This window comes from Streptomyces orinoci (assembly GCF_003121295.1).
GTDB classification, from domain to species: Bacteria; Actinomycetota; Actinomycetes; order Streptomycetales; family Streptomycetaceae; genus Streptomyces; species Streptomyces orinoci.
In genome coordinates this window covers 170,556-196,549 of record NZ_PHNC01000031.1, presented here as the reverse complement: position 1 = coordinate 196,549, position 25,994 = coordinate 170,556, and the positions used below count along the sequence as shown (strand labels likewise).

Here is a 25,994-nt window from a genome sequence, read left to right as displayed (position 1 = left end):
GGGTCGCGCTCGGCCGGACGGGCCAGCCCCGCGGTGCTGCCCGGCGAAGGCTTCCGGCCAGCGGCGGTGCATGAGGTGCGCCCCTCAGGGGCGCGGGGAACTGCGCGCTCAGCGCAAGGCGGCCCGCACCCGAAGTGCCAGGGAGAGCCCCGTAAGGGGCGCGGGGAACTGCGCGAACGGCCAGTGGCGGCCCGCAGGCGAAAATGAACCCGCCCGGGTGGCCGGGGCATCGTGATTTGGTGCGGGCCGTCTTGGGCTGGTCGCGCCGTTCCCCGCGCCCCTGGCGGGGCGCACCCGCATCGTGATTTGGTGCGGGCCGTCGTGGGCTGGTCGCGCAGTTCCCCGCGCCCCTGGCGGGGGCACCCCATGTCAGGTGATCGACTCCAAGTCGGCCGCCACCGGCGAAGCCGACTCATAGAGTTCGAACCAGATGTTCTTGCCCTCGCCCTGCGGCTCCACCCCCCACGCCCCCGCGAGCAGTTCCATCAGCACCAGGCCGCGCCCGGAGGAGGCCATCTCCCCGGGGTGGCGGCGGTGCGGCAGTTCATCGCTGGAGTCGGCGACGTCCACCCGGACCCGGCGGTTGCCGCGCTCGCCGGATATCGCGGCCATCAGCAGCGCGTCCCCATCGGTGTGCACCAGGACATTGGTGAGCATCTCGGAGACCATCAGCACCGCCGAGTCGATCTGCTCCGGGTCCGGCCAGTCGTGCATCAGCTCGCGCACCTGCCGGCGGGCCTGGGCGATGCGCTCCGGCTCGGCCTGGGCGATGGACAGCACGGTACGGCGCGGCGGTACCGCCACCGCCCCGGTGGGCAGTGGGCGGCGGTGCAGCAGCAGCATGGCGATGTCGTCCTCCCGCCGGTCCACCAGCGGCCCGGTGGTGTAGTGCGAGGACGGTCCGTGCACCGCCTGCACCAGGGAGTCGGCCAGTTTCTCCAGGGCGTCGCCGTCCTCGGCGGCCGCGGCCATCGGATGGCCCTCGATGATCTCCCGCAGCCGGTTCCAGCCGGTCTCCAGATCGTGGCCGCCGGTCTCGATCAGGCCGTCGGTGCACACCAGCATGGTCTCGCCGGGCTCCAGCACCAGCCGGCTGGTGGGGTAGTCGGTGTCCGGGTCGATGCCCAGCGGCAGTCCGCCGGCCGTGGAGCGGACCAGCATGGTGCCGTCGCTCAGCCGGATGGCCGGGTCGGGGTGTCCGGCGCGGGCGATCACCAGCAGCCCGGTGGCCGGGTCCACCTCGATATAGAGGCAGGTGGCGAAGCGGGGGTCCAGGGTCTCGTCCCCGGAGCCGTCGTTGATCCCGGCCAGGAAGCGGGAGGCCCGGGAGAGCACCGCGTCGGGGTGGTGCCCCTCGGAGGCGTAGGCGCGCAGCGCGATCCGCAGCTGTCCCATCAGCCCGGCGGCCCTGACGTCATGGCCCTGGACGTCCCCGATGACCAGGGCGCTCTTGCCATTGGGCAGCGGGATCATGTCGTACCAGTCGCCGCCGACCTGGAGTCCGCCGCCGGTGGGGACATAGCGGGCGGCCACCGACATCCCCGGCAGATCCGGCTGGACGGTGGGCATCATCGAGCGTTGCAGCCCGACCGAGAGTTCCTTCTCCGCCTCATGGTCGCTGGCCCGGCTGAGCGCCTGGGCCAGCATCCGGGCCACCGTGGTGAGCACCGAGCGCTCATCGGGGGTGAAGGACACCGGCAGGCTGAAGCCGGCCATCCAGGCGCCTATGGTCTGGCCCGAGTTGATCAGCGGCAGAAAGGCCCAGGACTGGCGGTGGAAGCGGGAGACCAGCTGCCAGACGCCCGGGAAGCGGCGCTCATAGTCGGCGGGGGAGGGGATATAGATGGCGCGGCCGGTGCGGATCACCTCGGCGGCCGGGTGCCGGGCGTCCAGCGGCAGGTCCAGAAAGGTCTCCAGGTCCTCCGGGCCATAGCCGTGCTGGCCCAGCATGGTCAGCCGGCCCCCTTCGGTCCCGTAGACCGCGAGCGCGGAGGGCTCGAAGCCGGGCATGGACAGCCCGGCGGCCACCCGCAGCACCTCGGCGGTGGACCGGGCCTCGGCCAGCGCCCGGCCCGCGTCCAGCAGGAACGCCTCCCGGTTGCGCCGCCAGTCGCCGGTGACCATGGCGGCCCGGGCCGGGGCGGTGCCGGGCTGGGGCTCGGGCACCTCCTGGAGGGTGCCCACCAGCACGGTGTGCTCGCCCCGGGGCACCTCCCGGGTGCGGCTGCGTACGGTCCGCAGTACCCGCCCGGCCTCGTCCACCACCCGCAGCCGGGCCTCGGCCAGGGTGCCCTCGGCCACCGCGAGGTTGATCACGCCCTGGATCTCCACCCAGTCCACCGCGTGGAAGCGGGCCCGGGCGGCGGATTCGGTGAGCTCACAGCGTTCGGCGGGCAGGCCCAGCAGGCGGGCGGCCTCGGCGTCGAAGGTGACGGTGCCCGAGGTGCCGTCCCAGTACCAGAGCCCGGTGGCGACGGCGGCGAGTACGTCCTCGGTGCGCATTGCCCCACTTTATGCAGGTCTGTCCATCGCAGACCACTGAGGGCGGCGGTGGCAGTACCCTTGCTCAGTGCTGTATGCACGCTAACCCAGTGCGGCGAGCCAACGCGGCGAGCCAGTGCAGCGCCTCTCGATCCACGCCTTCGACCACGACTTGGATGAACGATGCATCGTTACCGGTCCCACACCTGCGGCGAGCTCCGTGCGGCGGACGTCAACACCGACGTCCGGCTGAGTGGCTGGCTGCACAATCGGCGCGACCTGGGCGGCATCCTCTTCATCGATCTCCGCGACCACCATGGCATCACCCAGCTGGTGGCCCGCCCCGGCACCGCCGCCAACGAGGCGCTGAGCCACCTCACCAAGGAGACCGTGGTCCGGGTGGACGGCACGGTACGCAGCCGTGGCGCCGAGAACGTCAACCCCGACCTGCCCACCGGTGAGATCGAGATCGAGGTCACCGAGGTGGAGGTGCTGGGCGCCGCCGAGCAGATCCCCTTCACCATCAACGCCGAGGACGGCGTCAACGAGGAGCGCCGCCTGGAGTACCGCTTCCTGGACCTGCGCCGGGAGCGGATGCACCGCAACATCATGCTGCGCTCGGCCGTGATCGCGGCCATCCGGCAGAAGATGACCGCCCGCGGCTTCAACGAGCTGGCCACCCCGATCCTCTCCGCCACCTCCCCCGAGGGGGCGCGCGACTTCCTGGTCCCCTCCCGGCTGCACGCGGGCAAGTTCTATGCGCTGCCGCAGGCCCCGCAGCAGTTCAAGCAGCTGCTGATGATCGCGGGCTTTGACCGCTACTTCCAGATCGCGCCCTGCTTCCGTGACGAGGACGCCCGCGCCGACCGCTCGCCGGGCGAGTTCTACCAGCTCGACATGGAGATGTCCTTTGTCGAGCAGGAGGATGTCTTCCAGGTCATCGAGCAGGTGATGACCGAGCTCTTCGAGGAGTTCGGCAACGGCCGCCATGTCACCTCGCCGTTCCCGCGCATCCCCTTCCGTGAGGCGATGCTCAAGTACGGCTCGGACAAGCCGGATCTGCGGGCGCTGCTGGAACTGGTGGATGTCTCCGCGGTGTTCGCGGACAGCGGCTTCAAGGCCTTCGCGGGCAAGCACGTCCGTGCCCTGGCGGTGCCGGACACGGCGGGCCAGAGCCGCAAGTTCTTCGACGGGCTCGGCGAGTACGCGGTCGAGCAGGGCGCCAAGGGCCTGGCCTGGGTCCGCGTCGGCGAGAACAACGAACTCTCCGGCCCCATCGCCAAGTTCCTCATCGAGGACGACGTCAAGGCGCTCACCGAGGCCCTCGGACTGGTCCCGGGCCACGCGGTGTTCTTCGGCGCGGGTGAGTTCGACGAGGTCTCCAAGATCATGGGCGCGGTCCGCGTCGAGGCCGCCAAGCGGGCCGGCCACTTCGAGGAGAACGTCTTCCGGTTCTGCTGGATCGTGGACTTCCCGATGTTCGAGAAGAACGAGGACACCGGGCAGATCGAGTTCTCCCACAACCCCTTCTCCATGCCGCAGGGCGGCCTGGAGGCCCTGAACACGATGGACCCGCTGGACATCCTGGCCTGGCAGTACGACATCGTCTGCAACGGCGTGGAGCTGTCCTCCGGTGCCATCCGTAACCACGAACCGGACGTGATGTACAAGGCGTTCGAGATCGCCGGGTACTCCAAGGAGGATGTGGAGCGCGAATTCGGCGGCATGCTGCGGGCGTTCAAGTTCGGCGCGCCGCCGCACGGTGGGATTGCGCCGGGCGTTGACCGCATGGTCATGCTGCTCGCCGACGAGCCCAACATTCGCGAGACGATTGCCTTCCCCCTCAACGGCAACGCGCAGGACCTTCTCATGGGCGCGCCCAGCGAAGTGGACGAGTCCCGCCTCAAGGAGCTCCACCTCTCCCTCCGCAAGCCGGCCCTCTAACGGGGCTCCGCCCCCTCGCCCCCCGGGTTCCCACCCGGGGGGTTCCCTTTTGCCCTTCGGGGTGCGCCCCTCCAGGGGCGCGGGGAACTGCGCGCTCAGCCACGCACGGCCCGCACTCGAAATGCAAGGGGAAGCCCCCAGGGGCGCGGGGAACTGCGCGAACGGCCGACGGCGGCCCGCAGCCGAAAGGAAACCCGCCCGGGTGGCCGGGGCATCGTGATTTGGTGCGGGCCGCCCTGGGCTGGTCGCGCAGTTCCCCGCGCCCCTATCGGGGCGCACCCGGCGTCCCGGGGGGCGGGCTAGACCAGGGCGCGGGGCAAGCGCAGAGGCCCCGGCGGGCAGCAGCCCGCCGCCGAGTGGATCGCCCGGGCGAGCCGCCGAGGCGACGCCTGCGAAGCCAGCAGCACCGACCAGACCCCGAAATCGGCGATAGCCATCAGCTCCGTCTCACCGAGCTCCTCGGCGACGACCACCACCGGCACGCCCCCGACCGCACCCCTGAGCACATTCCGGTCCTGCCGCCCCAGCAGCAGAACCTCCACCTCGGCCCCGGCACGTACGACCCGTACGTCGTCCAGCCCGCGCAGCCGCCGGGCCAGCCGGGCCCGTCCGACCTCGTCGGAGCCATAAACACTTACGGTGATTCGCTTGTCCAACACGGTCCACACACTGCTGGACCGTGCTGAACGAACGATTGCCGATCGATCAACGCCCCCCGCGGGGGCGCCCCGTCACGCCTCGGCGGAGCCGAACCGCTCCCGGTAGGACTCCAGGTCCTCCTCCGTGATCTTCGCGAACAGCACCGGCGGCACCGTGAACGGCGTGCCTTCCGGCACAAAGGACAGCGAGCACGCCTCGTCATGGCTGACCCAGGTCGCGTTGTCGTCCGGCAGCTGGAAAGCGGACCGCATCACCGCCGCCGAAGCCGGAATGAACGGCTCGGAGACGATCGCATAGAGGTGGATCAGGTTCATCGCCGTGCGCAGCGTCAGCGCCGCCCCGTCCGGGTTGGTCTTGATCTCCAGCCAGGGGGCCTTGGTCTCCAGGTAGGAGTTGCCCGCGCTCCACAGCGCACGCAGCGCCTGCGCCGCCTTGCGGAACTGCAGTGCCTCCATGTGCTCCTGGTACTCCAGAAGCAGCCGGGCCACCTCCTCGCCCAGCGCCGCCTCGGCCGCCCCGGCCTCCAGGCCCGCCGGGACATGGTCGCCGAAGCGCTTGCGGGAGAAGGACAGCACCCGGTTGACGAAGTTGCCCAGGGTGTCGGCCAGGTCCTTGTTGACGGAGGCCGCGAACAGCTCCCAGGTGAACGAAGTGTCGTCCGACTCCGGCGCGTTGGCCATCAGGAAGTAGCGCCAGTAGTCGGCGGGCAGCAACTCCAGTGCGGCGTCGGTGAAGATGCCACGCTTCTGCGAGGTGGAGAACTTGCCGCCGTAGTAGGTAAGCCAGTTGAAGGCCTTGACGTAGTCAACCTTCTTCCAGGGCTCCCGGGTGCCCAGCTCGGTGGCCGGGAACATCACCGTGTGGAAGGGGACATTGTCCTTGGCCATGAACTGGGTGTAGCGGACGTCCTCCGCCTCGTACCACCAGGACTTCCAGTCGCGCTCGGCCGGCGCCTGGTCCGCCCACTCCTTGGTCGCCCCGATGTACTCCACCGGCGCGTCGAACCAGACGTAGAACACCTTGCCCTCGGCGGCCAGTTCGGGCCAGGTGTCGGCCGGGACGGGCACGCCCCAGTCCAGGTCACGGGTGATGGCGCGGTCGTGCAGGCCCTCGGTCAGCCACTTGCGGGCGATGGAGGAGGCCAGCACCGGCCAGTCCTTGCCGTGCTCGTCGATAAACGCCTCGACCTCGCCCTGGAGCTTGGACTGGAGCAGGAACAGGTGCTTGGTCTCCCGTACCTCCAGGTCGCTGCTGCCGCTGATCGCGGAACGGGCGTCCACCAGGTCGGTGGGGTCCAGCACCCGGGTGCAGTTCTCGCACTGGTCGCCGCGCGCCTTGTCGTAGCCGCAGTGCGGGCAGGTGCCGACGATATAGCGGTCGGGCAGGAAGCGCTCGTCGGCCAGCGAGTAGACCTGCCGGATGGCGCGCTCCTCGATAAAGCCGTTCTCCTTGAGCTTCCGGGCGAAGTGCTGGGTGATCTCCCGGTTCTCCGCGGAGGAGCTGCGCCCGAAGTAGTCGAAGGAGAGGTTGAAGCCCTGGTAGATCGCCTTCTGCGCGTCATGCTGCTGGGCGCAGTAGGCGTCCACCGCCAGCCCGGCCTCCTTGGCGGCCAGCTCGGCCGGGGTGCCGTGCTCGTCGGTGGCGCAGATGTAGATCGTCTCGCGGCCGGTCTGGCGCAGGAAGCGGGCGTAGACGTCCGCCGGCAGCATTGACCCCACCATGTTGCCCAGGTGCTTGATCCCGTTGATGTAGGGAAGGGCGCTGGTGATGAGGTGTCGAGCCATTGCGGCTGCTCCCTGGTCGCTGCTCGGATGGGGGTGTGCCCGCTGCTTGACGGGCACCTTTAGCGTATCCGAGTACCGGGAAGCAGCCGCGCGGCCCGGGGCCGGGGGCCCCGGCGGCGGGCCGCCCCGGTCAGAGCCGGTGCAACTGGGTCATCCAGGCCCGCCAGGGACGGGTGATGGTCTCGCGGTAGGTGTGGTGCGAGGGGTTGCTGCCCGCATGGCTGAAGGTCCACTGCTGGGCCGTGGCGAGATCCTCCCCGGGCTCCGAGCCCGCGCCGCACACCGCGCACTGCATGGCATAGACCACCGGCTCGGCGTCCGGCTCCCGGTCGGGCTGGAGGGTCCATCTCCCGAACAGGAACACGCTCCGGGTGCTCACTGAGCCCACCCGCTCTCCTCTTCCTCGGGAAGCCTCACCGCTGCGGGCGGGCAGTACCACTCGATGCCACCCCTGGGCGGCCGTAGCTGTACGTAACCGGCGTGGGTGTCCATGACCTGGCCGAGGCGTCCGGTGCGGGTGTCGATGACATAGCTGCCGAGGGCGGGAAAGGCTGGTAGGGCCTGGGCGCGCGGAGGGAATTCATCGTTCACGCTCTTACGATGCCCACTTGTCGGCGACCTGATCTCCCTCGACGGTGAATACGGAGCGTAGACATTGCCGCCGGGGCCAAAGGGTCGCGAGGGGTGAGTGCGAACCCCTCAATTCCCTTGTGCCGCCGACCGCTTGTACGAAGGCGTCTCCTCCATGCGAATCATGACGGTCACGGCGAGGTCCCGGGGCGATGTCGCTCCGTACCCGGGTGCCCCGCCCTGCTCCCCTTCGCCGAGCTGACCGCCGGGTGCGGCGCCTTTCTCTGTTTGCTGAGCCCACCCGCCGAAGGCGGGAGTAGGCGAACCGCAGCGAGGGGCTCCGGCTCACAGATCGTCGCTTACGCGGTGGTGTGACCCTCCGGCTTGAGGCCGGCTTCGACAAACGCGGCGTCGTGGATACGGCCGATCTCTGCCACCATCTCGCGGACTGCGAGTGGATCACCGCTCTCCGCAACGAGCGCTTCGAGCTCGCGCAATCGCGCCGCGCGAGTCGGATGGCGTTCGATGGCGACGCACACCGTCCATTGCCCCACGAACCTGCGCAGTGGGGCTGAGTTCACGGTTTCGCGAGCCTCCCGCACCGCTTCCGCCCGCTCGGCGTCGAACATCGGCAGGGCTGCCGGGGCCAGCTGAGCCAGCGCGGCGCGCAGGTCTTCGAGGGTGCTTGCGGGCTGGGGGACGGGGGCGAACCGATCACCCATTTTGGCCGGTGCTTCCCATACCGCTTCCCCCCGGTGGGCTTGCTGTCGGGAGACCGACCGTAGGCATAGGGCCACCGCTCAGGCAAGCGATCCCCAAAGCTGCGGCGCAGACGTGTTGAGCGGGTTGCCCATCCCGGCGCCGCCGGGTGCATCGCCGCTTCCCCGCCTGCGGCGGCCATCCCCGCCCACGCGCCACCCGTGACGGTTGTCCCGGCCGGCCCGGCTCTCCCGTGGGGGCTGACCACCGTCGGCGTCAGCGGGCCACAGCATGGAGGGTCAGACCCTCCCGCGCAGCTCTCTCAGGTACGCGGCCGCTGCTTGGCGGAAGTCTTCGCGTGCTTTCTTGAACTGATACCAATCCGGGTTTTTGCCGCCGTCCTTGTGCATGGCTTGCAGCCGTTCCAGGACCGAGCGGGCTTCCTTGACCGGGCCGACGTCCTCAACATCAATCACGTTGAACTTGGCCCTTGTATGGGCGTATGCGGCGTCCACCGCTTCAATGGCGGCCGTCTCGTCCTTGTACCGCCCTTCGCTCCGAAACCAGGCGACTTGGGACTCTGCGTCAGCAGCGGAAAGGAAATCGGCGTATGCGTCACGGCGGGCGAGATACAGCTCGACAGGGGGTGCGTCGGTCATGCTCTTTCTCCATGGTGGCTGTGCTGGACAGACCCTTGCTCGGCTTGGGCACCGTCACGCTACTGGGTTGAGGTCCGCTGCGTACGAGGGCAGTTGGAAGACGGTGAGCCAGTTGGTGGCGGCGGTGATGAACTCCCGTACCAAAGCCGTGAGTTGGATGCGGGCGTTTCCCAGACAAGCACGATCGGGCCGCCGAGCCGGTTGCGGGCTCCGCTCGACGGGCCTATGGGTGGGGAGGCCGGCGGTGGTCGCAGCAACCGGGCGCACGGGCACTTTTTGGCCGTATCCCGGCCACCGAAGAGTTCCGATCAAGTGGCGCACATGGGTATGGGAGACTGCCGTGCGAAAACGGGGCTGGAGGGGGACATGGACGACAAACTTCGCTTGCACGCCATCGACTTGATCGACACGTCCTGGGGTATGCACACCCTCAATGAGATGCTCGTCGAAACGGTCAACGCTCTGGTCGCTGCACTCAGCGGCCAGAAGGGCATGGCCGGTGACGACGATGCCGGCCACGCCTTCGCCACTCTCTACAACAGCGCCGCCAGGACCGCGGTCAACCAGCTTGGCCAAGCCACCGACATCATGGGCCGCGGCAGCGCGACCACACTCCAGGTTGCCAACCGCTTCATGGCTCACGAGAGCAAGTTCGCCGCCAACATGCTGCGCGCCATCGGCCAGAGCGGCGCTGCGCCGAGGGACGGCGCGGCAGGCCAGCCGAACTGCACACCCGCGCCACTGGGGCAAGGCGAGGACTTGCCCGAGGTACAGGGCGGCACAACGGCAGCCACTCAGTACCTCTTCGGGGACCGGTTCCGTGGCAGCCCGGAGAAGCTTGAGGACGTCGCCAACGCCTGGCGCATGGCCAAGGACATCACCGCCCGTGTCCTGTCCGACGCCCAAGACTGTTGGCGCACCGCCACCCGCAGCGCGCAGGGGGAAACCGCGGACGCGGTAAACGCTTTCTTCAACACGTTCGTGGGGAAGGACCACCCGCCGGCCAAGGTGCACGAGAGTTCCACGCTGCTGGCCAACCTGCCTGCTGCCTGTGATCAGATCGCTAAAGCCTGCGAGAAGTACGCCGACCACATACGCACGGCCAACCGTCGGGCGCCGTATCAGCAAGGCGACGACCTCCTCAGCAAGTCAGGACTGGACAAGCTGTTGGACGACCCCCGGTTGGGTGGCAACGGCGAGGACGGTGGCCTGCACACGGCCGTCACCTCCGACGACCACATACTCGACCTCGCCAGCCTGGGCCACACCCTTGATGCTTCTCAAGCAAGGGTCCCAGTGCCCAAACCGGATACTTCGCCGTTTGGCTCCCCGCCTGCCCCCTTTCTTCCTTTCATACCTGAGCCGTTCATGGTGCCTGTCGGGTACAAGCCCCCGGTCGGAAGCATCGCCGCCCGGCCACCGGTTGCCCCGCCCGTGCCCCCGGATCCTCGGTTCCCGCCGCTCACCCCTGCCGAGCGTAAAAAGTTCGACGCCTGGGCCAATACCCTGCGCGACAGCCACTACGCCGGCGGCACTCCAGACGACAATGCCTACCAGTACCGGGTCGCCGGATACCCGGAGAAGGAAATCCCCATCGACCCCAGCCTGTCGCCGAATGGCACCATCCTCGCCGACGGCCTGCGCTCTACCGATGGCATGGCTGTCGAGGCCAAAAATGTCCGCGAACCCGGGTGTGGCAGAACTTTCCGTACCCTGGAGAAACTGCAGAAAGCAGACCGATTCCAGAGGAACGTCCTCATGCGCGACGACTACACAGAGTTGGTGAAATACAAGTCCGCAATGGAACATCCGCCCAACGGTGGACAGGTACGCGGCCTGGAAATCGACACCAACGACGCCAACGCCGTTCCTTACTGGGATGCCCTGATGGCCGCTCACGAAGTCAAGGGCTACGCCCGCTACGTTCCGTAAACCGACTCAACTGAGGAACACACGTGCAGGACAGCGCTGACAACTTCCGAACCACGTTCATCTTCGGAGCACCCAATGAGACCCCCCGCGGTTGGGAGCTCTCACTTGAGCACTTCGCCGCGGCCCTCCTCAGGAGGGACCCTGATGCCTTCACCCATATGATGTCGTCACCGCTTCTCGGTGACATGCTGACCTTCACCTTCCGTACGTCAGAGGGGGAACGGGAAGGCAATGCGGGCCCTGACCCCGACGGCGTAGGGCTTAATGACTGCACCGCCGGCGAGGCAGCGGAATTCGCGCAGTGGCTACGTCAGGAAATTGTCCCCCCCGGGGCATCGATAGACTTCAATATCCGCCCCGCTGCCGAAGTGGACCTGCCCAACCGGCGGCTATCGGATCCGGTCAACGCCGAGGTTGTCCTCAGCGAGCTGCTGGCCTATGTGCGCGATATTCTCGCGGCCCAGGAGCGAGGAGAAATGTGATCTCGGGCTTACCGCGCTTGCGCGCCCAGGCGCTCCGCGATGCGCAAAGCGGTCATCGCGTGGTCGTCCTCAGTCAGCCGTCGTTGCCATCAGACTTGCCGGTGCCGCCGCCGTCGCCCGGAACCAGGTCACGACGACGTGCCGCATCGATCAGCCGCTTCGAGCGCAGCAGCCCACCCGAAGGGGCGGAGCCGGCGGTTATGTCGGGCATTACAACCTCCATCTGATCGGGGAGGACGGCCGGGCGGCCGTCCTCCGCGTCGTCCCTGCCTGCGGCTGCGGGCAGGGAATTCTGTGAGGCGCGGACTACAGGTCGTCCTGGCCAGGCGTCTCCGGCGCAGCAATGGGCGGCGCTTCGGCACGCTCGCGGTCCTCGACCAGCAGACGGCGCCGCCGGTCAATCTGCCGGTCGAGCTGGATCGAGACCCGCATCATTTCGGCCGGTGTCATGACGAGGGCGGCCGGGGCAACGGTACCGTCCTGGTAGGTGAGTTCCACCGGCACAGCGCATTGGGCGGCGCGGTGGTCATAGGAGATGTCCTTGGGGACCAGGGTGATCTGGGGGACCGCGGGGGCGGTGGTCGGGGGCATGGGACAGTTCCTCTGCATGAGGGAGGTACCTGCCGTGCTGGTGGCCGACATGGTGGTTGACGGCATCTGGGCAGGGCAGGACCACCTACGGGTGATTGCGGGAGTCCGGCCGGTCCGCGCGGTATCCGCGACGTCCTTGGCTGTCAGGCCCGGCCAGGAACCCCACCGTAGAGCGGATGTGGTCCGGCTCACTACCTCTGCGGTATTCAGGTTCGGGGCCAGATATTCGCTGGCTCCCGCATGCCGAGAGGAGGCCCAAGTGTGAATGGGCAAAACGGACTTGAGTGCATTGACGGGTTAGAGCAGGCTATTCAGCCACGATCAGCCCAAGAGCTTTTCGCCCGCCGCCTTCGCCGGCTGCGGGAGCGTCGAGGTCTGACCCAGCAGGCCCTCGGCGGGTTGGTTCCGATCTCCCAGGCGCGCATCTGCCGCTTCGAGAGTGGCAAGGAGTTGCCAAGCGAGGAGGTAGTCCAACGCCTTGACGAAGTCCTCGACGCCGACGGGGAGCTGACGGACATCTGGCCAATGGCCGCCCGACGCCCGTATGCGGCACTCGTACGCAGCTACCGCGAGGCCGAGGAAAAGGCGGAGCGCATCTACCACTTCGCCAACATGATCCCTGGCATCGCGCAGGTGGAAGGCTACGCGCGGGTCATCATCACCGAGTGGAACAGCCTGGTCGGCGGTCTGGACGTGGAAGAAAGCGTCCAGCACAGGCTGGAGCGACAGTCCATTCTCGACGGCCCGAATGCGCCATGGCTGTGGTCCGTACTGGACGAGGTGGCCCTCCGCCGCGTTGTCGGCAGCCCAGCCATCATGAGGCAACAGCTCCAACACCTGCTTGACCTGGGCACTCGCCCCCGCGTGGCCATTCAAATCCTGCCCTTTCGCCAGGCCATCCCCGGGGGTTTCACCTCAACGGTCCTTTCCCTCCTAAGCCTCTCAGATGGGCATCAAGTCGCCTACCAGGAAAGCGGCTTGAACTCTTCCTTCGCCACCAGCCTGGAGGAAGTTGGGGTGTACACGACCTTCTACGATCACGTGCAGGCCAGGGCCCTTCCCCCCGACGAATCCGCGGAGTACATCCGTACCGCTATCAAGGAGTACCAGTGACCACAAACGTTGACCCGTCCGCCATGACCTGGCGGAAGTCGTCTCGCAGCCAGGGAGGTGTCGAGTGCGTGGAGGTCTCCGACGACCTCCCCGGAGCCGTCCCTGTCCGCGACAGCAAGAACCCTGCCGGTGCTGTGCTCCTCTTCCCAGCAGGTACTTGGTCCAGCTTCGTCGGCTCCATTAAGGACACGCCCGCAGTCTGACCACTGCTACAACAGCGCGGCCCCCTCAGACGCATTGAGGGGGCCGCGCGCTCGTGCACCACAGCAAACTAGCGGGCGGTAGGCAGACAACGGTACAGGGCATATGCCGACCGCCTGAGCATGCAGGCGCGTGCCCGGGTGTAGCACCACCCAACCGGGGTCTGACCAACAAGATCGAAAGCAGGTCGATCCGTGGCTGCCCAGCACTTTAGCCCCGCCCTCCCCACCCCCGCACCCACCATGGCCAACCCCGGCTACGGCAAGCGGAACGCACCCGGGCAATCGCCGCGCACCCGGCGGGACTTCGAACACCTGCCCGCCCGTGAGGCGGCCCTCGCGGCGTTGATCGACCGGCTGCCGGAGGGTGCCGCCATGGACGCCAAGACGCTGGCCGCGCTCAGCCCGGAGTACGGGCAGGCGGCCTGCCGTAGCGCGCTGAAGCGGCTCAGCGAGGCGGGGCACGTCCGGCGGATCACCGAGCACCTCGCCGTGGAGGGCGGCCGCCGCTGGGTGACCCGGACGTACTTCTCCCGGAGCGCCCGCTCGGACGCCTGGTGGCAGCGGTTCCTCGACGGTGACCTGGACGCCGAGGCGGAGGAGGAGCGCCCCGCCGCACCCCCGCGCGCCCCTGCCGGGCGTCCCGCGCGCTCCCGGGCGTACGCCGCGCTGGCCGCCCTGGGGTGCGCCGACTCCCGGCTCAGCCTCTCCGCCGCCGAGTGCGCGGCCCTGGAGCCGCTGGCCGCCGAGTGGCTGGCGCGCGGGGCGGACGAGGGGCAGCTGACCACCGCGCTGACCGCGGGGCTTCCGGTGCCGGTGCACTGCGCGGGCGCGCTGGTCCGCAGGCGGCTGACCGACAAGATGCCGCCCGAACTCCCCGCGCCCGAACTCTCGGCCGCCCGGCAGCCGTTGCGCATCATGGAGTGCGCCCTGTGCGCCGTACCGGGCCGCCCGGAGGCCCTCCCGGGCGGGCTCTGCCGGGACTGTCGGGGCGAGGCGCCCCGCCCTCAGCGGCCGGACGCCCTCGCCGAGGAGCACGTACGCCAGCGAATCGCCCTGCTGCGGGCCGGAGTTCGCGACGGGGCGTCCCGTCAGCGGCACGGCGAACTGCGCGACCGGCCTCAGACGGCCCGTGTCTGACGCCTATTCGCAGACGAGGAGGCTCGCGGTGCTTTCATCTCTCCGCCCGGGGGAGTATCCCTCCCCCCGATCGTCGTCCGCGACCAGCGCTTGCAGTTCGAGAAGCGCCATGAGCGTCATGGTGACCGTCCCTTCCCCTCGTCGGGGTACCCGGACACAGCGGAGTGTGCCTACGCCCAGGGATCGGTAAACGACCGTCCCGGCACCGGCTTGGCGATCAGGAAGTGCTCGGAGGCCCGGGCGTAGATCGGCTTCGCGTTGCTCTCACCGCCCTGACGGATGGCGGCGCGGGAATGTGACGGGGGTGCCTGGCGTAGGGTCCTCGCCCGTGACCCATGACTCTGCACATCTCCGTACGACGGCGGACGCCTACGACGCCATGGCCGTCCGCTATGCCGACTTCGTCCGCAACGGGCTGGACCCGCTGCCGCTGGACCGGGCCTTCCTGGCCGCGTTCGCGGAGTGTGTACGGGCGGCCGGCGGCGGGCCGGTGGCCGAACTGGGCTGTGGGCCGGGCCAGATGACGGCCCTGCTGCGGGACCTGGGCCTGGACGCCTTCGGCATCGACATCTCCCCCGCGATGATCGGTATCGCCCGTGACGCCTATCCGGACCTGCGGTTCGAGGTCGGCTCCATGGACGCTCTCGACCTCCCGGACGGCGCGCTGGGCGGCATCCTGTCCTGGTACTCGGTGATCCACACCCCGCCGGGCGAAATCCCCGCATATTTGGCCGAGTTCGGGCGGGTGCTGGCGCCCGGCGGACATCTGCTGCTCGGCTTCTTCGAGTCCGAGGGCGCGCCGGTCACCGCGTTCGACCACAAGGTGACCACGGCCTACCGCTGGCCGATCGACGAACTGGCGGCGCTGGCGGGCGCGGCGGGGTTCGCCGAGGTGGGCCGGATGCTGCGGGAGCCGCTCGAAGGGGAGCGCTTCCGGCGTGGACATCTGCTGATGCGCCGGGCGGCTTAGCCTCCGAATTCGTACCGCAGCAGGCGCCCCATGTCCCGCACCCCCGGCACCCGGGCGGTGAGCCAGGCGCTCAACCGCCCGGGCCACGGCAGCCGTTCGACACCCGGCAGCGCGGCCGTCGGCAGCGCGTCCAGGCAGCGCAGGCCCGGCGCCCAGCCCTCCGGCTCGCGGGGGTCGTCGATCGCCCACTGGAACCGGCTCCCGGCCCGGCGCAGCGAGGGCACCAGCGGGGCAACCCGCAGGGCCAGGGAGTTGCAGCAGTCGAAGAGCAACTGCCCGCCGGGGAAGCGGTGGACGATGCGCTGGAGGAGCCGCTTGCCGTCCTCCTCGCGCAGATACATCGACAGCCCCTCGAAGACCGCCACCGTGGGCCGGTCCGCGGGGACGTGCTCCAGCCAGCCCTCGTCGGTGACGGAGGCGGCGAGGGTGCGGTAGTCACCCGCCGGGTGGGGCAGCAGATGCTCGCGGATGGCCAGCACCTCGGGGAGGTCCACATCGATCCAGCGGACGGTGGGCAGCCGGGTGATGCGGTGCGCCCGGCTGTCCAGTCCACAGGCGAGGTGCAGCACCGTGGCCTCGCGGTGGGTCAGCAGGAACCGCCGCGTCCAGTCGTCGAGTTGACGGGCGCGCAGGGCGATCCCGGCGGCGGTGAGCCGGCCCATGCCCGCCCGTTCGAAGTCATAGTCGATGCGCGGCACCATCCGGGCCGCCTCGGTGTCGCCCAGGACGGGGGCGGGGGAGCGGCTGTCCAGCGCGCGGGCGTAGAGGGTGAAGAGCATGGTCTCCGGTACGCCGTGCAGGGTGATCTTCTCGCGGTCCATGGCCGAGCCGTCCCCTTCTCCGCCCCGGTGTCCAACCTAACGCCATGGCCGTTCCACCGTGCGGTGGAGGAACCCGGTTCGGCAGGACGAGGGAACGCCGCCCGTCCGCCGCCAGGATCGTCACCATGACCACTGCCACCGCACCCCGCTGGGCTGTACACGCCGCCCATCTGCCCGCCTTGCTCACCCTGCCGTCCGGGCTCTGGCGACTGGCCCTGGTCTGCGGTTTCTCCGCCGGTTACACCCCGGAGGGCCGCCACCGGCTGGGCATCACCGGCTGGGGCGCGGCCTGGCCGCTCGCCCTGACCGTCCTCACCGAGGGGGCGGCCTTGCTGACCCTGGGGCTGGTCCGCCCCTGGGGCGAGGCCCTGCCCGGATGGCTCGGCGGCCGGCCCATTCCCGCCCGGGCGGCGACGATCACGGCCGCGGCCGGGTGCGCGGTGCTGCTGCTCCTGTGGACACCGTTCCTGTTCTGGTGGCACTACCCCGACACCGGAATGACCCCCACCGGCCACACGGTGGTCGGCTTCCTCTATCTGCCTGGTGCTGTGGGGGCCGGTGGTGGGGGTGCTGACGGTGGGGTACTGGAGGCGGAGGCGGGCGGGTGTGTTTGCGGGGTCAACTCGCCCTTAACTCGGTTGAGTTAACGTTAGGTGACTGGCTTGCGACTGTCTGTTCAAGCGTTCTAGGTTGCCGATGAGCCGTTCAGGCTCGATGCCCGCTTCCGGCCGACTCTGAGGGATGCACATGACCACGCTGCAAGCAGCGCCCCTGGATATCGGGGCACCATTGGGGGGAGGAGGCGACGCCATGACACCCAGGTCCGTGAACCGGCCGCAGATGACGGTCGAGGAGTTCGAGCAGCTCGCCCGCAGTGCCCCCGAGACCGTCCGGCTGGAGTTCATCAACGGAAAGATCGGGGTCAAGCAGGTGCCTGACGGATACCACGGCGACATCATCAGGTGGCTGCAGAAGCTGTGCATGCAGCACCGGCCTGACCTGTGGTTGTACGGGGAGCAGGGCCTGAAAGTCGAGAGTTACCGCAAAGGCCGCGCCATCGCGGATGGCGCCCTGGCGCCCGACAAGCACACCAGCGGCCAAGGCGAGTGGCTGGATCCCGACGGCATCCTCATGGTGGTCGAGGTGACCTCCAACGACTCGGACACCGACCAGCGCGACAGGCGCGACAAGCCGCACGGCTACGCCCAGGCGGGCATCCCGGTCTATCTGCTCATCGACCGTGAGTACCGCTCCGTGACCGTCCACGCGGGCCTGGCGGACGGCGTCTACCGCGACATCACCACGCGCCCCTACGGCACCCCCGTCGAGCTGCCGGCTCCGGTGGGATTCAAGCTCGACACCGAGGAGCTGAAGGAGTACACGGACTGACCTCCGGGCCGGGACGGCCATGCGCCCCCCGCCTCATTGGCGGGAGAGTCCCCTGAGGCACTGGAGCTCTGCCGGCTCCGGGAGGGAGACAAGCGCGGCCACCGGCTCCCCGCCCTCGCTGATCGCGATGGGCTCGTGGCTCTCCCGGCCCCGGGCGACCAGCCGTCCGAGCTGCTCCCGCGCTTCCGCCGGCGGATAGGTCTCCATGCGGGAACCGTACGCACGCAGGGACCCGTACGGCATCGCCATTCCGGCGGTTTCCGGTCCCCGGCCGTTGACGGCGAGGCCCACCGGCCGCGAGAGCCGGCGGCGCGGACATCCGCGAGACGGAGACATCAGCGAAACACCCCCTCTGCTAGACACCGCATCCTGGAAGGAAAGGGGCGTACCCGTACGACCCGCCCCGCACAGACCCGCACAGAGAGGAAGCGGAAGCCATGCGTGTGCTGGTCGCCGAGGATGAGGAGATGCTGGCCGAGCTGGTGGCCACCGGGCTGCGGCGGGCCGGGTTCGCGGTGGACACCGTGTACAGCGGGGACGCCGCGCTGGCCTACCTGGGGCTGCATGACTACGACGTGGTGGTGCTGGACCGCGACCTGCCCCGGGTGCACGGGGACGAGGTGACCCGCAGCCTGGTGGCCAATGGCTCGCGGACCCGGATTCTGATGCTGACCGCGGCGGGGTCCATGGAGGACCGGGTGGCGGGCCTGGACCTGGGCGCGGACGACTATCTGCCCAAGCCCTTCGAGTTTCCGGAGCTGATATCCAGGGTGCGGGCGCTGCGCCGCCGCAGTGCCCGCCCCGCGCCGCCGCTGCTGGAGCGGCATGGGCTGCGGCTGGACACCGTACGGCGGACGGCCAGCCGGGACGGGCGGGAGCTGGAGCTGTCGCCCAAGGAGTTCGCTCTGCTCCAGCTGCTGCTGGAGGCGGATGGCGCGGTGGTCTCCGCCGAGGAGCTGCTGGAGCGGGCGTGGGACGCCAACGCGGATCCGTTCACCGGCGCGGTCCGGGTGGCGATGAGCAAGCTGCGCGGCAAGCTGGGCGAGCCGCAGCTGATCCGTACCGTGCAGGGCGTGGGGTACGCGCTGTGAAGCGGCCGGTGATCGCGGCGCGGACCAGGATCGCGGTGGCCTTTGGGGCGATCTTCCTGGTGCTGGGTACGGCCCTGCTGGTGACGGTGAACGTGCTGTCGCGGGAGGGCACCGAGGAACGGGCGGCGGTGATCGCCCGTACCGCCCTGCCGGTGCAGGAGGCGGTACGGGGCGGGGCGCTCAGCCGGACCGAGGTCTACCGGGTGTCGGGGGACGTCAGCGCGGCGGCCTCCCGGGAGCTGACCGTCTGGTCGGCGGGGGCGCTGCTGGCCACCGCCCTGCTGGCGGTGGGCGTCGGCTGGTGGACGGCGGGCCGGTTCCTCAGCCCGGTGCAGGGGGCCCTGGACAGCCAGCGCCGGTTTATCGCCAATGCCTCGCATGAGCTGCGCACTCCGCTGGCCACCCAGCGGGCGGCCATCCAGGTGGGGCTGGAGGGCGAGCCCTCCGCCGAGGAGCTGGCCCGTACCAAGGCACTGCTGCTGGCCGCCAACCGCAAGTCGGAGCGGCTGATCGACGGGCTGCTGGTGCTGGCCAACAGCGAACGCGGGCTGGAGAAGCGGGAGTTGACGGATCTGGCGGAGGTGGTCACCGAGGAGGTGGCGGCGGTCGCCGGGCGGGCGGCCCGGGAGGGGGTACGGATCGCGGTGCGCACCGTGCCCGCTCCGGTCAGCGGCAACCGGGTGCTGCTGGCCCAGCTGGCGGGGAACCTGCTGCGTAATGGGGTGAGTTACAACCGTCCGGGTGGGTCGGTCCAAGTGGCCGTGGAGCCGGGGAGGTTGACGGTGGTCAACACCGGGCCGGAGGTGCCGGCGGCCGAAGTGCCCGCGCTGTTCGAGCCGTTCCGGCGCGGTGAGGGACGGGACCGGCTGGGCGGTGGCGCCGGGCTGGGCCTGTCCATAGTGCGGTCCATCGCGCGGGCCCACGGCGGCACGGTCAAGGCCGCCCCCAATGCGGCCGGGGGCGGCCTGCGGGTGACCGTGGAACTGCCGCGCGGCGGCGCTAGCGGACGATCCCGGCCGCGCGGGCCGCGCTGAGCCAGGCCGGGAAGTGGGCGGTCAGCTCCTGGTAGAGCCGGTCGTCGGCGATGGTGTGCGGGTCGCGCCCGGCGTGGAAGAAGCCGGCGTTGTCCACCGCCCGCCGCTCCGGCACCGGAAGCGACTTCAGCGAGCGCAGGAAGTCGAAGCCCTTGCTGCCGGGTTCGCCGAAGGCCACGAACTGCCAGAACAGCGGCAGCCCGGCCGCCTCGCACAGCACCTGCTCGGCCTGGGCCTTGCTGACCGGCCCGCCGTCGGTCTGGAAGACCACAAAGGCCGGGTCGGTGGCCCCGCAGCCGCGGTAGTGCTCGATCACCGCCCGCATGGCGGCCGCGTAGTTGGTGCGCCCCATGTGCCCATAGGACTCGTGGAGTTGCTGGATGCGGCCGGCGTAGTTGGTCAGGTCCAGGTCGGCGATGCCGTCCACCTCGGTGGAGAAGAAGACCACGGGCACGGTGCCGTCGTCGTCGAGGTTGGCGGACAGGCCCAGGACCTGCTCGGCCAGATGCTGGACGCTGCCGTTCTTGTAGTACTCGCGCATCGAGCCGGACCGGTCCAGCACCAGATAGACCGCGGCCCGCTGGCCGGCCAGCCCCTGCTTGTGCAGTGAGACGCCCGCCGACTTGTAGAGGCTGACCAGGCCGGGGGCGGTGGAGCGCACCTTCTCCAGGCTGATCGCCGCTCCGGCGGGCGAGGGCTCCGGCTCCGGGGAGGGGGACGGTTCGGGGACCGGGCCGGGGCCGTCCGGTTCGGGCATGGGCTGGGGTTCCGGCATGGGCTGCGGTTCTGGCATGGGACGGGGCCGGGGCTCGGGCTCCGGCACCGGCTCGCCCGGTGCCGGGCTGGGGGTGGGCTCCAGCGGTCCGGGGTCGGGGATGCGGTCACCGGTGGGCTGGGCGGGCACCGAGACGGGGGGTGGGGCGGCCGGGGAACCGGTGCTCTGCTGGGGCAGGTCGGGTTCCTGTTGCTCGTCCGTCCTGGCCCGGCCGAACGCGGTCCGCAGCAGGCTGCGAAGGCCCATGAGAATTCCTTGTCTGTGGAGCGAGGGATTTGTTAGGTGATGAGGCGAAATGCCCGTTGTTTGTATGCAGGCTATCGCTAACGCTCCGTCAGGTACATGCCCTCACCGGCCCGTGTTATGGCCGCCGGACTCCGCTCCTGCCCCCTGTCTACGGCCCCGGCGGCTGGTCCGGGATCCAGTTGCCATGGGCGCCCACCGGCACCCGTACCGGCAGATGGATCCGGGCCACCGGTCCGGCGGTGAAGTCCTGGGCGGCCAGCACCAGCAGATCGGTGGCCGCCCGCCGGGGATCGTAGGCGAAGGCCAGCACCCAGCCCTCGTCCTCCGCCGCCCCGGGCCCGGCCGGGACGAAGACGCCCTCGCCGATGTCACCGCCCGGCGGCACCGGGAACTCCTCGGCGGTGCCCCGCTCAAGGTCGTATTTGAGCAGGCCGGTGCCGAAGCCGGTGCGCTCCTCGCCCGCCGGCTGGTGCACCGCGTAGCCGAAGCGGTGCGGCAGGGTGAGCCGGCGCGGGTCCACCCGTGGGAACTCCACCGGGCGCTCGTCCAGCTCCAGGCGCCGTACGGTCCCATCGGCCGTGGCCACCGTCCACCGCTCCAGATAGGCCGGCTGCCGGAACGGGGCGGGCCGGGTGAGGTCGAAGAAGCGGTCGTAGCGGACCAGGTGCACGGTGATCAGCCCGTCCCGCTCATGGGCGTTCATGGCGTGGAAGACATAGCAGGGCTCGATCTCCAGCCAGCGCACCCGCCCCGCCCCGCCCTCCCTGGGCAGCAGGCCCAGCCGGGCCGGGCGCCGGGGGTCCCAGCGGAAGGCCGGCGGCGAGCCCCAGCCGGCGGCGAAGGCCACCGGCAGGTCATAGAGCAGCACATGGTGCTCGGTGAGCGAGAAGTCATGCATCATCGGCCGGCCCTCGACCGGGATCTCCACACAGCGGCGCACCCGGCCGTCGGTGGCGGCCACCAGATACTGGACATAGCTCCAGGCCGGGCAGTACGCCACGGTGTGCAGCTCCCCGGAGCGGGGGTCGATCACGGTATGCGCGGCCAGCCCGCCGGGCAGGGTGCCATGGAAGTCGAAGGGGCCCACCGTATAGAGGTCCGGGTCCAGCTCATAGGGCAGCGAGCCGCCCTCCACCAGCGCCAGCAGATGCCCGGCGAACTCCTGGACATGGGTGTTGGGCGCGAAGTCCATGCCCAGATGGCGCGGCCCGTGCAGCACCTTCTCGCCCAGCTGCCGGGCCACCTCGTCCGAGCGCACCCAGCGGTTGCGGTACCAGGCGGCCCGGCCGTCGCGCAGCCGTACCCCGTGCACCATGCCCTCGCCGCTGAACCACAGATGGCCGGCCGGGTCGTCCACCCGCAGCGGATTGGGGCCGTTGCGCAGATAGCGGCCGCGCAGCGCGTCCGGGACCCGGCCGGTGACCGGCAGGTCCATGGCGGTGATCTCCTCCCGGGCCGGGGCGAACAGTCCGCCGAGGTAGGGATTGGCCGTCTTCGACTGGTCCTCGGTCATTCCTGCTCGCCACCTTCGCCGCTGCCCCGGCCCGCCCCGTGCGGCCGTGTCACCACCATCCGGCGGAAGAGCGCGTTCGACCAGCCCGTACGGCCTGTCGAACGGTGCCCGGCGCGGCGTTTCCGGGCGGGGAACGGCGGGACAAGCCCAGGAAGCGGCCAGGACAAGAGCCGGGGAAGAAAAGAAAACAGGGCAACCCTGGCCACCGGTTCCCGCCTCTTATCCGGTGACCGGGCCGTTCAGTCGAACGCGGATGCCCACCACGGGGTGGCAGGGAGTGAGAAACACATGGGCCTGACCAGCAGGTCACTGGTGTACACGGTGGGCTTCGCCGCCGTGTTGTGTGTGGCACTCATGGTGTGGGTGTGGCCGCGACTGGCCAAGCGCAACCTGCTGTCCGTCCTCGGCAGGCTGGGCGCCATCCTGCTCACCCAGCTGATGATCATCACCACCGTGCTGCTGGCCGTCAACTCCAGCCTTGGCTTCTTCGGCACCTGGAACCAGCTGCTGGGCCGGGTGGACAAGGCACCGGTCAATGTCTACGAACAGGTGCCGGCCAACGGTCCCGCGGCCATGGTCAACGAGTCCAAGAACGGCCTGGTCCAGCCGACCGGCGACGAGGGCCTGAGCCATGTCGGCGGGATCCCGCGCGGGCCGGAGGCCAAGACCGGCCGGGTGGACTCGGTACGCATCGTCGGGCGGCGCTCCCAGGCGGTCAACCCGGCCTATGTCTATCTGCCCCCGCAGTACTTCCAGCCGCAGTACCAGCGGGCCCGCTTCCCGGTGATGGTGGTCATCAGCGGCTACCCGGGTGGCCGCAAGAGCGTGGCCCAGCACCTCAAGGTGCCGGAGACCGCCGCCAAGCTGCTGGCCGACAACAAGATGCAGCCCACCATCGTGGTGATGCTCTCCCCGACCATCGCCCAGCCCCGGGACACCGAATGTGTGGACGTCCCCGGCGGGCCGCAGGCCGAGACCTTCTTCACCAAGGACCTGCCGGAGGCGCTGCGCAGCGCCTACCGGGTGGGCCATGACGCCACCGCCTGGGGTGTGCTGGGCTACTCCTCCGGCGGCACCTGCTCGCTGGAGCTGGCCATGCGGGCGCCCGAGGTCTACCCGGCGGCAGCGGCGCTGTCCGGCGACTACAAGCTGGACAACGACATCGCCACCGGCAACCTCTTCGGCTCCGGGGAGCAGGGCAAGCAGAACAAGCGGGAGCACGACCTGATGTGGCGGCTGCAGAACAAGCCGGCGCCCCGGGTCTCGGTGCTGGTCACCTCCAGCCGCCATGGCGAGAAGAACTTCGACGCCACCCAGAAGTTCCTCAAGGCGGTCAAGGACCCGATGAAGGCGGCGACCATCATCCTGCCCGAGGGCAGCCACCACTTCTCCACCTGGCGGCGGGAGATCGCCCCGGTGATGACCTGGATGAGCCAGCAGCTCACCTTCCCGCAGGATGCGCAGGACGCGCCCAAGAAGAAGTAGCCCGCGCGGCGGCCGGCGTGACTGTCGGCGTGACTGCCGGCGTGGCTCAGCCCGCCGGGGGCCCGCCGGGCAGCTGCTCGGCGAGCCAGGCGAAGGCCGCCGGGTAAAGGGTGACCCAGGTGCGGTAGTTGTGCCCGCCCCGGTCCAGCAGCATGGTGCGCAGCCGCACTTGGCTGCCCACCGCCTCCCGCTGGAAATCCTCGATATAGCGGGGCGGGCTGTCCCGGTCCTGCCGTGAAGTGGCCATAAACAAAGCCACATTGGCCTGGGTGTGCCGCACCAGCCAGATGGGGCTGTTGCGTTTGCGAAGTTCCTGGTCGGTGATGGCCCCGCCGTCTCCGTTGAGCGGGTCGGGATCCAGCGCCGCCCCGGCACTGAAAACCTTGGGGAATTGCAGCGGCAACTTCGCGGCACAGAATCCGCCGGTGGAAATCCCCAGCGTCGCCCAGGAACCGGGGCCGTGTGCCGTGCGGAAATGGTGCCGCACCAGATCCGGGACATCGGAGGCCAGCCAGGTGGCCACCTTGCGACCGCGAATATCGGAGCAAGCGGTGTCCACCCCACCGGGATTGATGATCGGCACCGCCAGGATGAACGGCCGGGTCGTTCCCTCGCGCAGCAATTTGCGGTAGGAGCCCGGCATCTTGCCCTGCTCCAGCCAGGACTGGGGGGAGCCGGGCACCCCGTGCAGCAGCATCACCACCGGAAAGCCGGTCTTGCGATAGCGCGGGTCGTCGTACTGCGGGGGCGTCCAGACCATCACCTGCCCGGAGAGCGAGGAGCGCGCCCCATGGAAGTAGGTCTCGCGCAGCCCGTTGTCCCCCTTGGTGAACTTGGCCCGCTGGGCCGGCGGGCCCGGCATGGACACCGGCCCGGCGGTGTCCCCGTCCCGGCCGAGCAGGTCCTCCCAGGAGGCGTAGAGCCCATAACTGGTGTTGATCCATACGGCCACCACACAGATCGCGGTCACCTGGCACAGGCCGATCAGCAACACCCGTCCCAGCCAGCGCAGCGGCCGGGGGCCGGGAATCCGGGCCCAGAGCAGCAGCGTGGCCAGCACGGCCAGCACGGTCACCGCGACCAGCAGAGCGAAGAACGCGGTGCCGGTGAGACTGAGAGTCACGGGGCGACCATAACGACCGAGAGCGGAAGCGTCGGGGGTATTGCGGCATGAGAACCCGGACGGGACGTCATCCGGTCAAATTCCCCCGGCGCCGCGCCGTTTGGCAATCAACCTCAAGTCAACCTCAGACTTTCGATCGATCCGTAGTGTCACCACCTGATCGCGGGTAGTTTCCAGGCCAGGCAGTCCGACCCATCGGATGGTCGTCTGGGAGACGTGATGGAATCCATGTCGCGCAAGGAGAGAAAGACAGTTGTCGTTCTGACGCTCATTGTGATCGCGATTGTCTGCTACTTGATCGGCAATATTCGTCCCTAAGGGCTTGTCCAGGTCCTATTCGGAACGGCGCATCGAGGTAATCGCGCAGGAGAACAGCAACTCCCCGTCCTGGCGGCCGGTGACCCGCGTGTCGCACGCCCCGGACGCGTCCGCCGGGCCCCGCTCGGCCTCGATCCAGCATGGGCTGCTCAGCTCCGCATACCGGTGGAAGGAGCTGCTGAGCGCGACCGGGCAGACGGGGGCCGCGGGATCGAGGGCGAGCACCGCCTGGCGGGCGGCCTCCAGCAGCACCATGCCGGGGATGTGATCGACCGGGTGGTCGAAGAGGATCGGATGCCGTACATCGGCCCGCAGTCGCCAGCGCCCCGGCGGCGCGGCACCGTCCGCCGTGGAGAGCACCACATCGAAGGCCGAGGCCCGGCCCACATGGCGGGGATAGACCGGGGAGCCCAGATCGGCCGGCGGCCGCACCTGCCGGGCGCCGCGCAGCCGCCGGTAGACCTTGGGCGAGGTGCAGCTCAGCGAGGCGCTGCCGGTGGCGGCCACCGCGCCGTCCCGGCGGATCACCACGTCATAGTGCATCCCGGCGAAGGAATCCCCATGCCATCGGATCCGCGAGCAGTCCACCAGCAGCTCCAGCTCGGCCGGTGACCAGCCGACCGCCAGATGCTCGGGGTGGCTGCGGTAGTCCAGGTGCCACATGACGAACCGGTAGTCCAGCGGCACCCCGAACTCCGCGTGCGAGAGCAGCGAGCCGACCTGCCGCACCGTCTCCGCTATCAGCATCGGATCGTGCTGGGTGCCCAGCACCGGCGTGAAAAAGCTGTGCCCGCGCGGCCATTGGGCGCTCACCGCAAAACGGTTCTCGCCCAGCCGTCTCCAGCCCGTCAGCAACACCTCGGCCACCGCGGCCCGGTGGACGAACTCCCTGGGCACGGTGGTGGTCAGACGCGGTACGGGCAGTCGGCCGGCCGGCCGGACGGGCTCAACGGAGGTACGGCTCCTGGACATTG

General features: G+C 69.6%; 28 protein-coding genes and 1 pseudogene. 12 read left to right on the top strand and 17 right to left on the bottom strand.

Going from position 1 to position 25,994, the window contains the following annotated elements; genetic code table 11:
• Positions 1-369: 369 nt before the first annotated feature.
• Positions 370-2,502, bottom strand: a complete 2,133-nt coding sequence (locus CV755_RS22935) for an ATP-binding SpoIIE family protein phosphatase (protein WP_109282180.1) — start codon at positions 2,500-2,502, stop codon at positions 370-372.
• Between the two features lie 162 nt (positions 2,503-2,664).
• Here CV755_RS22935 and aspS point away from each other — a divergent pair, with 162 nt between their 5' ends.
• On the top strand, positions 2,665-4,425 hold the full coding sequence (gene aspS / locus CV755_RS22930; protein WP_109282179.1) for an aspartate--tRNA ligase: 1,761 nt from the start codon (positions 2,665-2,667) through the stop codon (positions 4,423-4,425).
• A 299-nt stretch (positions 4,426-4,724) separates the two neighbouring features.
• Here aspS and CV755_RS22925 read toward each other — a convergent pair whose 3' ends face one another.
• The 7 genes and pseudogenes from CV755_RS22925 to CV755_RS37235 form a co-directional block, all read right to left on the bottom strand.
• The gene (locus CV755_RS22925) at positions 4,725-5,084 is read right to left on the bottom strand and encodes a hypothetical protein (RefSeq protein WP_153068739.1); all 360 of its coding nucleotides are present in this window, start codon (positions 5,082-5,084) and stop codon (positions 4,725-4,727) included.
• 72 nt (positions 5,085-5,156) lie between these two features.
• Complete coding sequence (gene metG / locus CV755_RS22920) at positions 5,157-6,869, bottom strand: methionine--tRNA ligase (protein WP_109282177.1); 1,713 nt, start codon at positions 6,867-6,869, stop codon at positions 5,157-5,159.
• Between the two features lie 130 nt (positions 6,870-6,999).
• Positions 7,000-7,257 (bottom strand): DUF7848 domain-containing protein, encoded by a 258-nt coding sequence (locus tag CV755_RS22915; RefSeq protein ID WP_109282176.1) that lies wholly within the window; start codon positions 7,255-7,257, stop codon positions 7,000-7,002.
• Positions 7,245-7,460 carry a hypothetical protein gene (locus tag CV755_RS22910; protein ID WP_109282175.1) on the bottom strand — a complete coding sequence of 72 codons (216 nt, stop codon included), beginning with the start codon at positions 7,458-7,460 and terminating at the stop codon, positions 7,245-7,247. Before CV755_RS22910 ends, CV755_RS22915 begins: the two co-directional genes overlap by 13 nt.
• Before the next feature lie 338 nt (positions 7,461-7,798).
• A complete protein-coding gene (locus CV755_RS22905; RefSeq protein WP_109282174.1) occupies positions 7,799-8,161 on the bottom strand; it encodes a DUF6247 family protein in 363 nt (120 codons plus the stop codon).
• A gap of 276 nt (positions 8,162-8,437) precedes the next feature.
• Positions 8,438-8,797: a hypothetical protein gene (locus CV755_RS22900; protein ID WP_109282173.1), complete on the bottom strand. Its 360-nt coding sequence runs from the start codon at positions 8,795-8,797 to the stop codon at positions 8,438-8,440.
• Positions 8,798-8,860: 63 nt separating this feature from the next.
• Positions 8,861-9,006: pseudogene (locus tag CV755_RS37235) on the bottom strand (IS630 family transposase); the annotation flags it as partial.
• 157 nt (positions 9,007-9,163) lie between these two features.
• Between CV755_RS37235 and CV755_RS22895 the strand changes: the two are divergent.
• Together CV755_RS22895 and CV755_RS22890 are read left to right on the top strand one after the other, a co-directional pair.
• On the top strand, positions 9,164-10,729 hold the full coding sequence (locus tag CV755_RS22895) for a restriction endonuclease fold toxin-2 domain-containing protein (RefSeq protein WP_161968735.1): 1,566 nt from the start codon (positions 9,164-9,166) through the stop codon (positions 10,727-10,729).
• A 23-nt stretch (positions 10,730-10,752) separates the two neighbouring features.
• Positions 10,753-11,211 carry a hypothetical protein gene (locus CV755_RS22890; RefSeq protein ID WP_109282171.1) on the top strand — a complete coding sequence of 153 codons (459 nt, stop codon included), beginning with the start codon at positions 10,753-10,755 and terminating at the stop codon, positions 11,209-11,211.
• A gap of 73 nt (positions 11,212-11,284) precedes the next feature.
• Here the strand turns inward: CV755_RS22890 and CV755_RS35195 are convergent, their stop codons facing one another.
• Together CV755_RS35195 and CV755_RS22885 are read right to left on the bottom strand one after the other, a co-directional pair.
• Positions 11,285-11,422 (bottom strand): hypothetical protein, encoded by a 138-nt coding sequence (locus CV755_RS35195; protein ID WP_164503314.1) that lies wholly within the window; start codon positions 11,420-11,422, stop codon positions 11,285-11,287.
• Between the two features lie 95 nt (positions 11,423-11,517).
• Entirely contained in the window at positions 11,518-11,802 is a 285-nt protein-coding gene (locus tag CV755_RS22885) for a hypothetical protein (RefSeq protein WP_109282170.1), read from the bottom strand.
• Between the two features lie 261 nt (positions 11,803-12,063).
• On the opposite strand from CV755_RS22885, the gene CV755_RS22880 reads away from it, so the two are divergent.
• The 3 genes from CV755_RS22880 (at position 12,064) to CV755_RS22870 (ending at position 14,255) form a co-directional block, all read left to right on the top strand.
• Positions 12,064-12,915, top strand: coding sequence for a helix-turn-helix domain-containing protein (locus CV755_RS22880; RefSeq protein ID WP_161968734.1), 852 nt, complete (start codon positions 12,064-12,066; stop codon positions 12,913-12,915).
• A 23-nt stretch (positions 12,916-12,938) separates the two neighbouring features.
• Complete coding sequence (locus tag CV755_RS22875) at positions 12,939-13,118, top strand: DUF397 domain-containing protein (protein ID WP_109283462.1); 180 nt, start codon at positions 12,939-12,941, stop codon at positions 13,116-13,118.
• 192 nt (positions 13,119-13,310) lie between these two features.
• Positions 13,311-14,255: a hypothetical protein gene (locus CV755_RS22870; protein WP_338323681.1), complete on the top strand. Its 945-nt coding sequence runs from the start codon at positions 13,311-13,313 to the stop codon at positions 14,253-14,255.
• 3 nt (positions 14,256-14,258) lie between these two features.
• Here the strand turns inward: CV755_RS22870 and CV755_RS37230 are convergent, their stop codons facing one another.
• Positions 14,259-14,366, bottom strand: a complete 108-nt coding sequence (locus CV755_RS37230; RefSeq protein ID WP_161968733.1) for a SapB/AmfS family lanthipeptide — start codon at positions 14,364-14,366, stop codon at positions 14,259-14,261.
• A 268-nt stretch (positions 14,367-14,634) separates the two neighbouring features.
• Between CV755_RS37230 and CV755_RS22860 the strand changes: the two genes are divergently transcribed.
• Positions 14,635-15,225: a class I SAM-dependent methyltransferase gene (locus CV755_RS22860; protein ID WP_109283461.1), complete on the top strand. Its 591-nt coding sequence runs from the start codon at positions 14,635-14,637 to the stop codon at positions 15,223-15,225.
• On the opposite strand, the gene CV755_RS22855 is transcribed toward CV755_RS22860, so the two are convergent.
• Positions 15,222-16,046, bottom strand: a complete 825-nt coding sequence (locus CV755_RS22855) for a class I SAM-dependent methyltransferase (RefSeq protein WP_109282167.1) — start codon at positions 16,044-16,046, stop codon at positions 15,222-15,224. The genes CV755_RS22860 and CV755_RS22855 overlap by 4 nt on opposite strands.
• Before the next feature lie 125 nt (positions 16,047-16,171).
• On the opposite strand from CV755_RS22855, the gene CV755_RS22850 reads away from it, so the two are divergent.
• Positions 16,172-16,693, top strand: coding sequence for a hypothetical protein (locus CV755_RS22850; protein ID WP_241561361.1), 522 nt, complete (start codon positions 16,172-16,174; stop codon positions 16,691-16,693).
• Between the two features lie 163 nt (positions 16,694-16,856).
• Positions 16,857-17,435 carry a Uma2 family endonuclease gene (locus CV755_RS22845; RefSeq protein WP_109282166.1) on the top strand — a complete coding sequence of 193 codons (579 nt, stop codon included), beginning with the start codon at positions 16,857-16,859 and terminating at the stop codon, positions 17,433-17,435.
• Positions 17,436-17,468: 33 nt separating this feature from the next.
• Here CV755_RS22845 and CV755_RS34740 read toward each other — a convergent pair whose 3' ends face one another.
• A complete protein-coding gene (locus tag CV755_RS34740) occupies positions 17,469-17,642 on the bottom strand; it encodes a type II toxin-antitoxin system Phd/YefM family antitoxin (RefSeq protein WP_161968732.1) in 174 nt (57 codons plus the stop codon).
• 230 nt (positions 17,643-17,872) lie between these two features.
• On the opposite strand from CV755_RS34740, the gene CV755_RS22835 reads away from it, so the two are divergent.
• Both CV755_RS22835 and CV755_RS22830 read left to right on the top strand, forming a co-directional pair.
• The gene (locus CV755_RS22835) at positions 17,873-18,526 is read left to right on the top strand and encodes a response regulator transcription factor (protein ID WP_109282164.1); all 654 of its coding nucleotides are present in this window, start codon (positions 17,873-17,875) and stop codon (positions 18,524-18,526) included.
• Positions 18,523-19,560 carry a sensor histidine kinase gene (locus CV755_RS22830; RefSeq protein ID WP_109282163.1) on the top strand — a complete coding sequence of 346 codons (1,038 nt, stop codon included), beginning with the start codon at positions 18,523-18,525 and terminating at the stop codon, positions 19,558-19,560. The genes CV755_RS22835 and CV755_RS22830 overlap by 4 nt, the downstream gene beginning before the upstream one ends.
• On the opposite strand, the gene CV755_RS22825 is transcribed toward CV755_RS22830, so the two are convergent.
• Positions 19,526-20,581: a VWA domain-containing protein gene (locus CV755_RS22825; RefSeq protein WP_241561360.1), complete on the bottom strand. Its 1,056-nt coding sequence runs from the start codon at positions 20,579-20,581 to the stop codon at positions 19,526-19,528. The genes CV755_RS22830 and CV755_RS22825 overlap by 35 nt on opposite strands.
• A gap of 148 nt (positions 20,582-20,729) precedes the next feature.
• Positions 20,730-22,094 (bottom strand): carotenoid oxygenase family protein, encoded by a 1,365-nt coding sequence (locus CV755_RS22815; RefSeq protein ID WP_109282162.1) that lies wholly within the window; start codon positions 22,092-22,094, stop codon positions 20,730-20,732.
• 288 nt (positions 22,095-22,382) lie between these two features.
• Between CV755_RS22815 and CV755_RS22810 the strand changes: the two genes are divergently transcribed.
• On the top strand, positions 22,383-23,579 hold the full coding sequence (locus CV755_RS22810; RefSeq protein ID WP_109282161.1) for an alpha/beta hydrolase: 1,197 nt from the start codon (positions 22,383-22,385) through the stop codon (positions 23,577-23,579).
• A 46-nt stretch (positions 23,580-23,625) separates the two neighbouring features.
• Here CV755_RS22810 and CV755_RS22805 read toward each other — a convergent pair whose 3' ends face one another.
• Together CV755_RS22805 and CV755_RS22800 are read right to left on the bottom strand one after the other, a co-directional pair.
• Positions 23,626-24,702, bottom strand: a complete 1,077-nt coding sequence (locus CV755_RS22805) for an alpha/beta hydrolase (protein WP_109282160.1) — start codon at positions 24,700-24,702, stop codon at positions 23,626-23,628.
• A 333-nt stretch (positions 24,703-25,035) separates the two neighbouring features.
• Positions 25,036-25,992: a ScbA/BarX family gamma-butyrolactone biosynthesis protein gene (locus CV755_RS22800; protein WP_109282159.1), complete on the bottom strand. Its 957-nt coding sequence runs from the start codon at positions 25,990-25,992 to the stop codon at positions 25,036-25,038.
• Positions 25,993-25,994: the final 2 nt, after the last annotated feature.

Coding starts and splice junctions, on each gene's coding strand:
- CV755_RS22935 (WP_109282180.1), bottom strand. CDS start 2,502: ATGCGCACCGAGGACGTACTCGCCGCCGTCGCCACCGGGCTCTGGTAC.
- aspS (WP_109282179.1), top strand. CDS start 2,665: ATGCATCGTTACCGGTCCCACACCTGCGGCGAGCTCCGTGCGGCGGAC.
- metG (WP_109282177.1), bottom strand. CDS start 6,869: ATGGCTCGACACCTCATCACCAGCGCCCTTCCCTACATCAACGGGATC.
- CV755_RS22905 (WP_109282174.1), bottom strand. CDS start 8,161: ATGGGTGATCGGTTCGCCCCCGTCCCCCAGCCCGCAAGCACCCTCGAA.
- CV755_RS22900 (WP_109282173.1), bottom strand. CDS start 8,797: ATGACCGACGCACCCCCTGTCGAGCTGTATCTCGCCCGCCGTGACGCA.
- CV755_RS22895 (WP_161968735.1), top strand. CDS start 9,164: ATGGACGACAAACTTCGCTTGCACGCCATCGACTTGATCGACACGTCC.
- CV755_RS35195 (WP_164503314.1), bottom strand. CDS start 11,422: ATGCCCGACATAACCGCCGGCTCCGCCCCTTCGGGTGGGCTGCTGCGC.
- CV755_RS22885 (WP_109282170.1), bottom strand. CDS start 11,802: ATGCCCCCGACCACCGCCCCCGCGGTCCCCCAGATCACCCTGGTCCCC.
- CV755_RS22875 (WP_109283462.1), top strand. CDS start 12,939: ATGACCTGGCGGAAGTCGTCTCGCAGCCAGGGAGGTGTCGAGTGCGTG.
- CV755_RS37230 (WP_161968733.1), bottom strand. CDS start 14,366: ATGGCGCTTCTCGAACTGCAAGCGCTGGTCGCGGACGACGATCGGGGG.
- CV755_RS22860 (WP_109283461.1), top strand. CDS start 14,635: ATGGCCGTCCGCTATGCCGACTTCGTCCGCAACGGGCTGGACCCGCTG.
- CV755_RS22855 (WP_109282167.1), bottom strand. CDS start 16,046: ATGGACCGCGAGAAGATCACCCTGCACGGCGTACCGGAGACCATGCTC.
- CV755_RS22850 (WP_241561361.1), top strand. CDS start 16,172: ATGACCACTGCCACCGCACCCCGCTGGGCTGTACACGCCGCCCATCTG.
- CV755_RS22845 (WP_109282166.1), top strand. CDS start 16,857: ATGACACCCAGGTCCGTGAACCGGCCGCAGATGACGGTCGAGGAGTTC.
- CV755_RS34740 (WP_161968732.1), bottom strand. CDS start 17,642: ATGGAGACCTATCCGCCGGCGGAAGCGCGGGAGCAGCTCGGACGGCTG.
- CV755_RS22835 (WP_109282164.1), top strand. CDS start 17,873: ATGCGTGTGCTGGTCGCCGAGGATGAGGAGATGCTGGCCGAGCTGGTG.
- CV755_RS22825 (WP_241561360.1), bottom strand. CDS start 20,581: ATGGGCCTTCGCAGCCTGCTGCGGACCGCGTTCGGCCGGGCCAGGACG.
- CV755_RS22815 (WP_109282162.1), bottom strand. CDS start 22,094: ATGACCGAGGACCAGTCGAAGACGGCCAATCCCTACCTCGGCGGACTG.
- CV755_RS22810 (WP_109282161.1), top strand. CDS start 22,383: ATGGGCCTGACCAGCAGGTCACTGGTGTACACGGTGGGCTTCGCCGCC.
- CV755_RS22800 (WP_109282159.1), bottom strand. CDS start 25,992: ATGTCCAGGAGCCGTACCTCCGTTGAGCCCGTCCGGCCGGCCGGCCGA.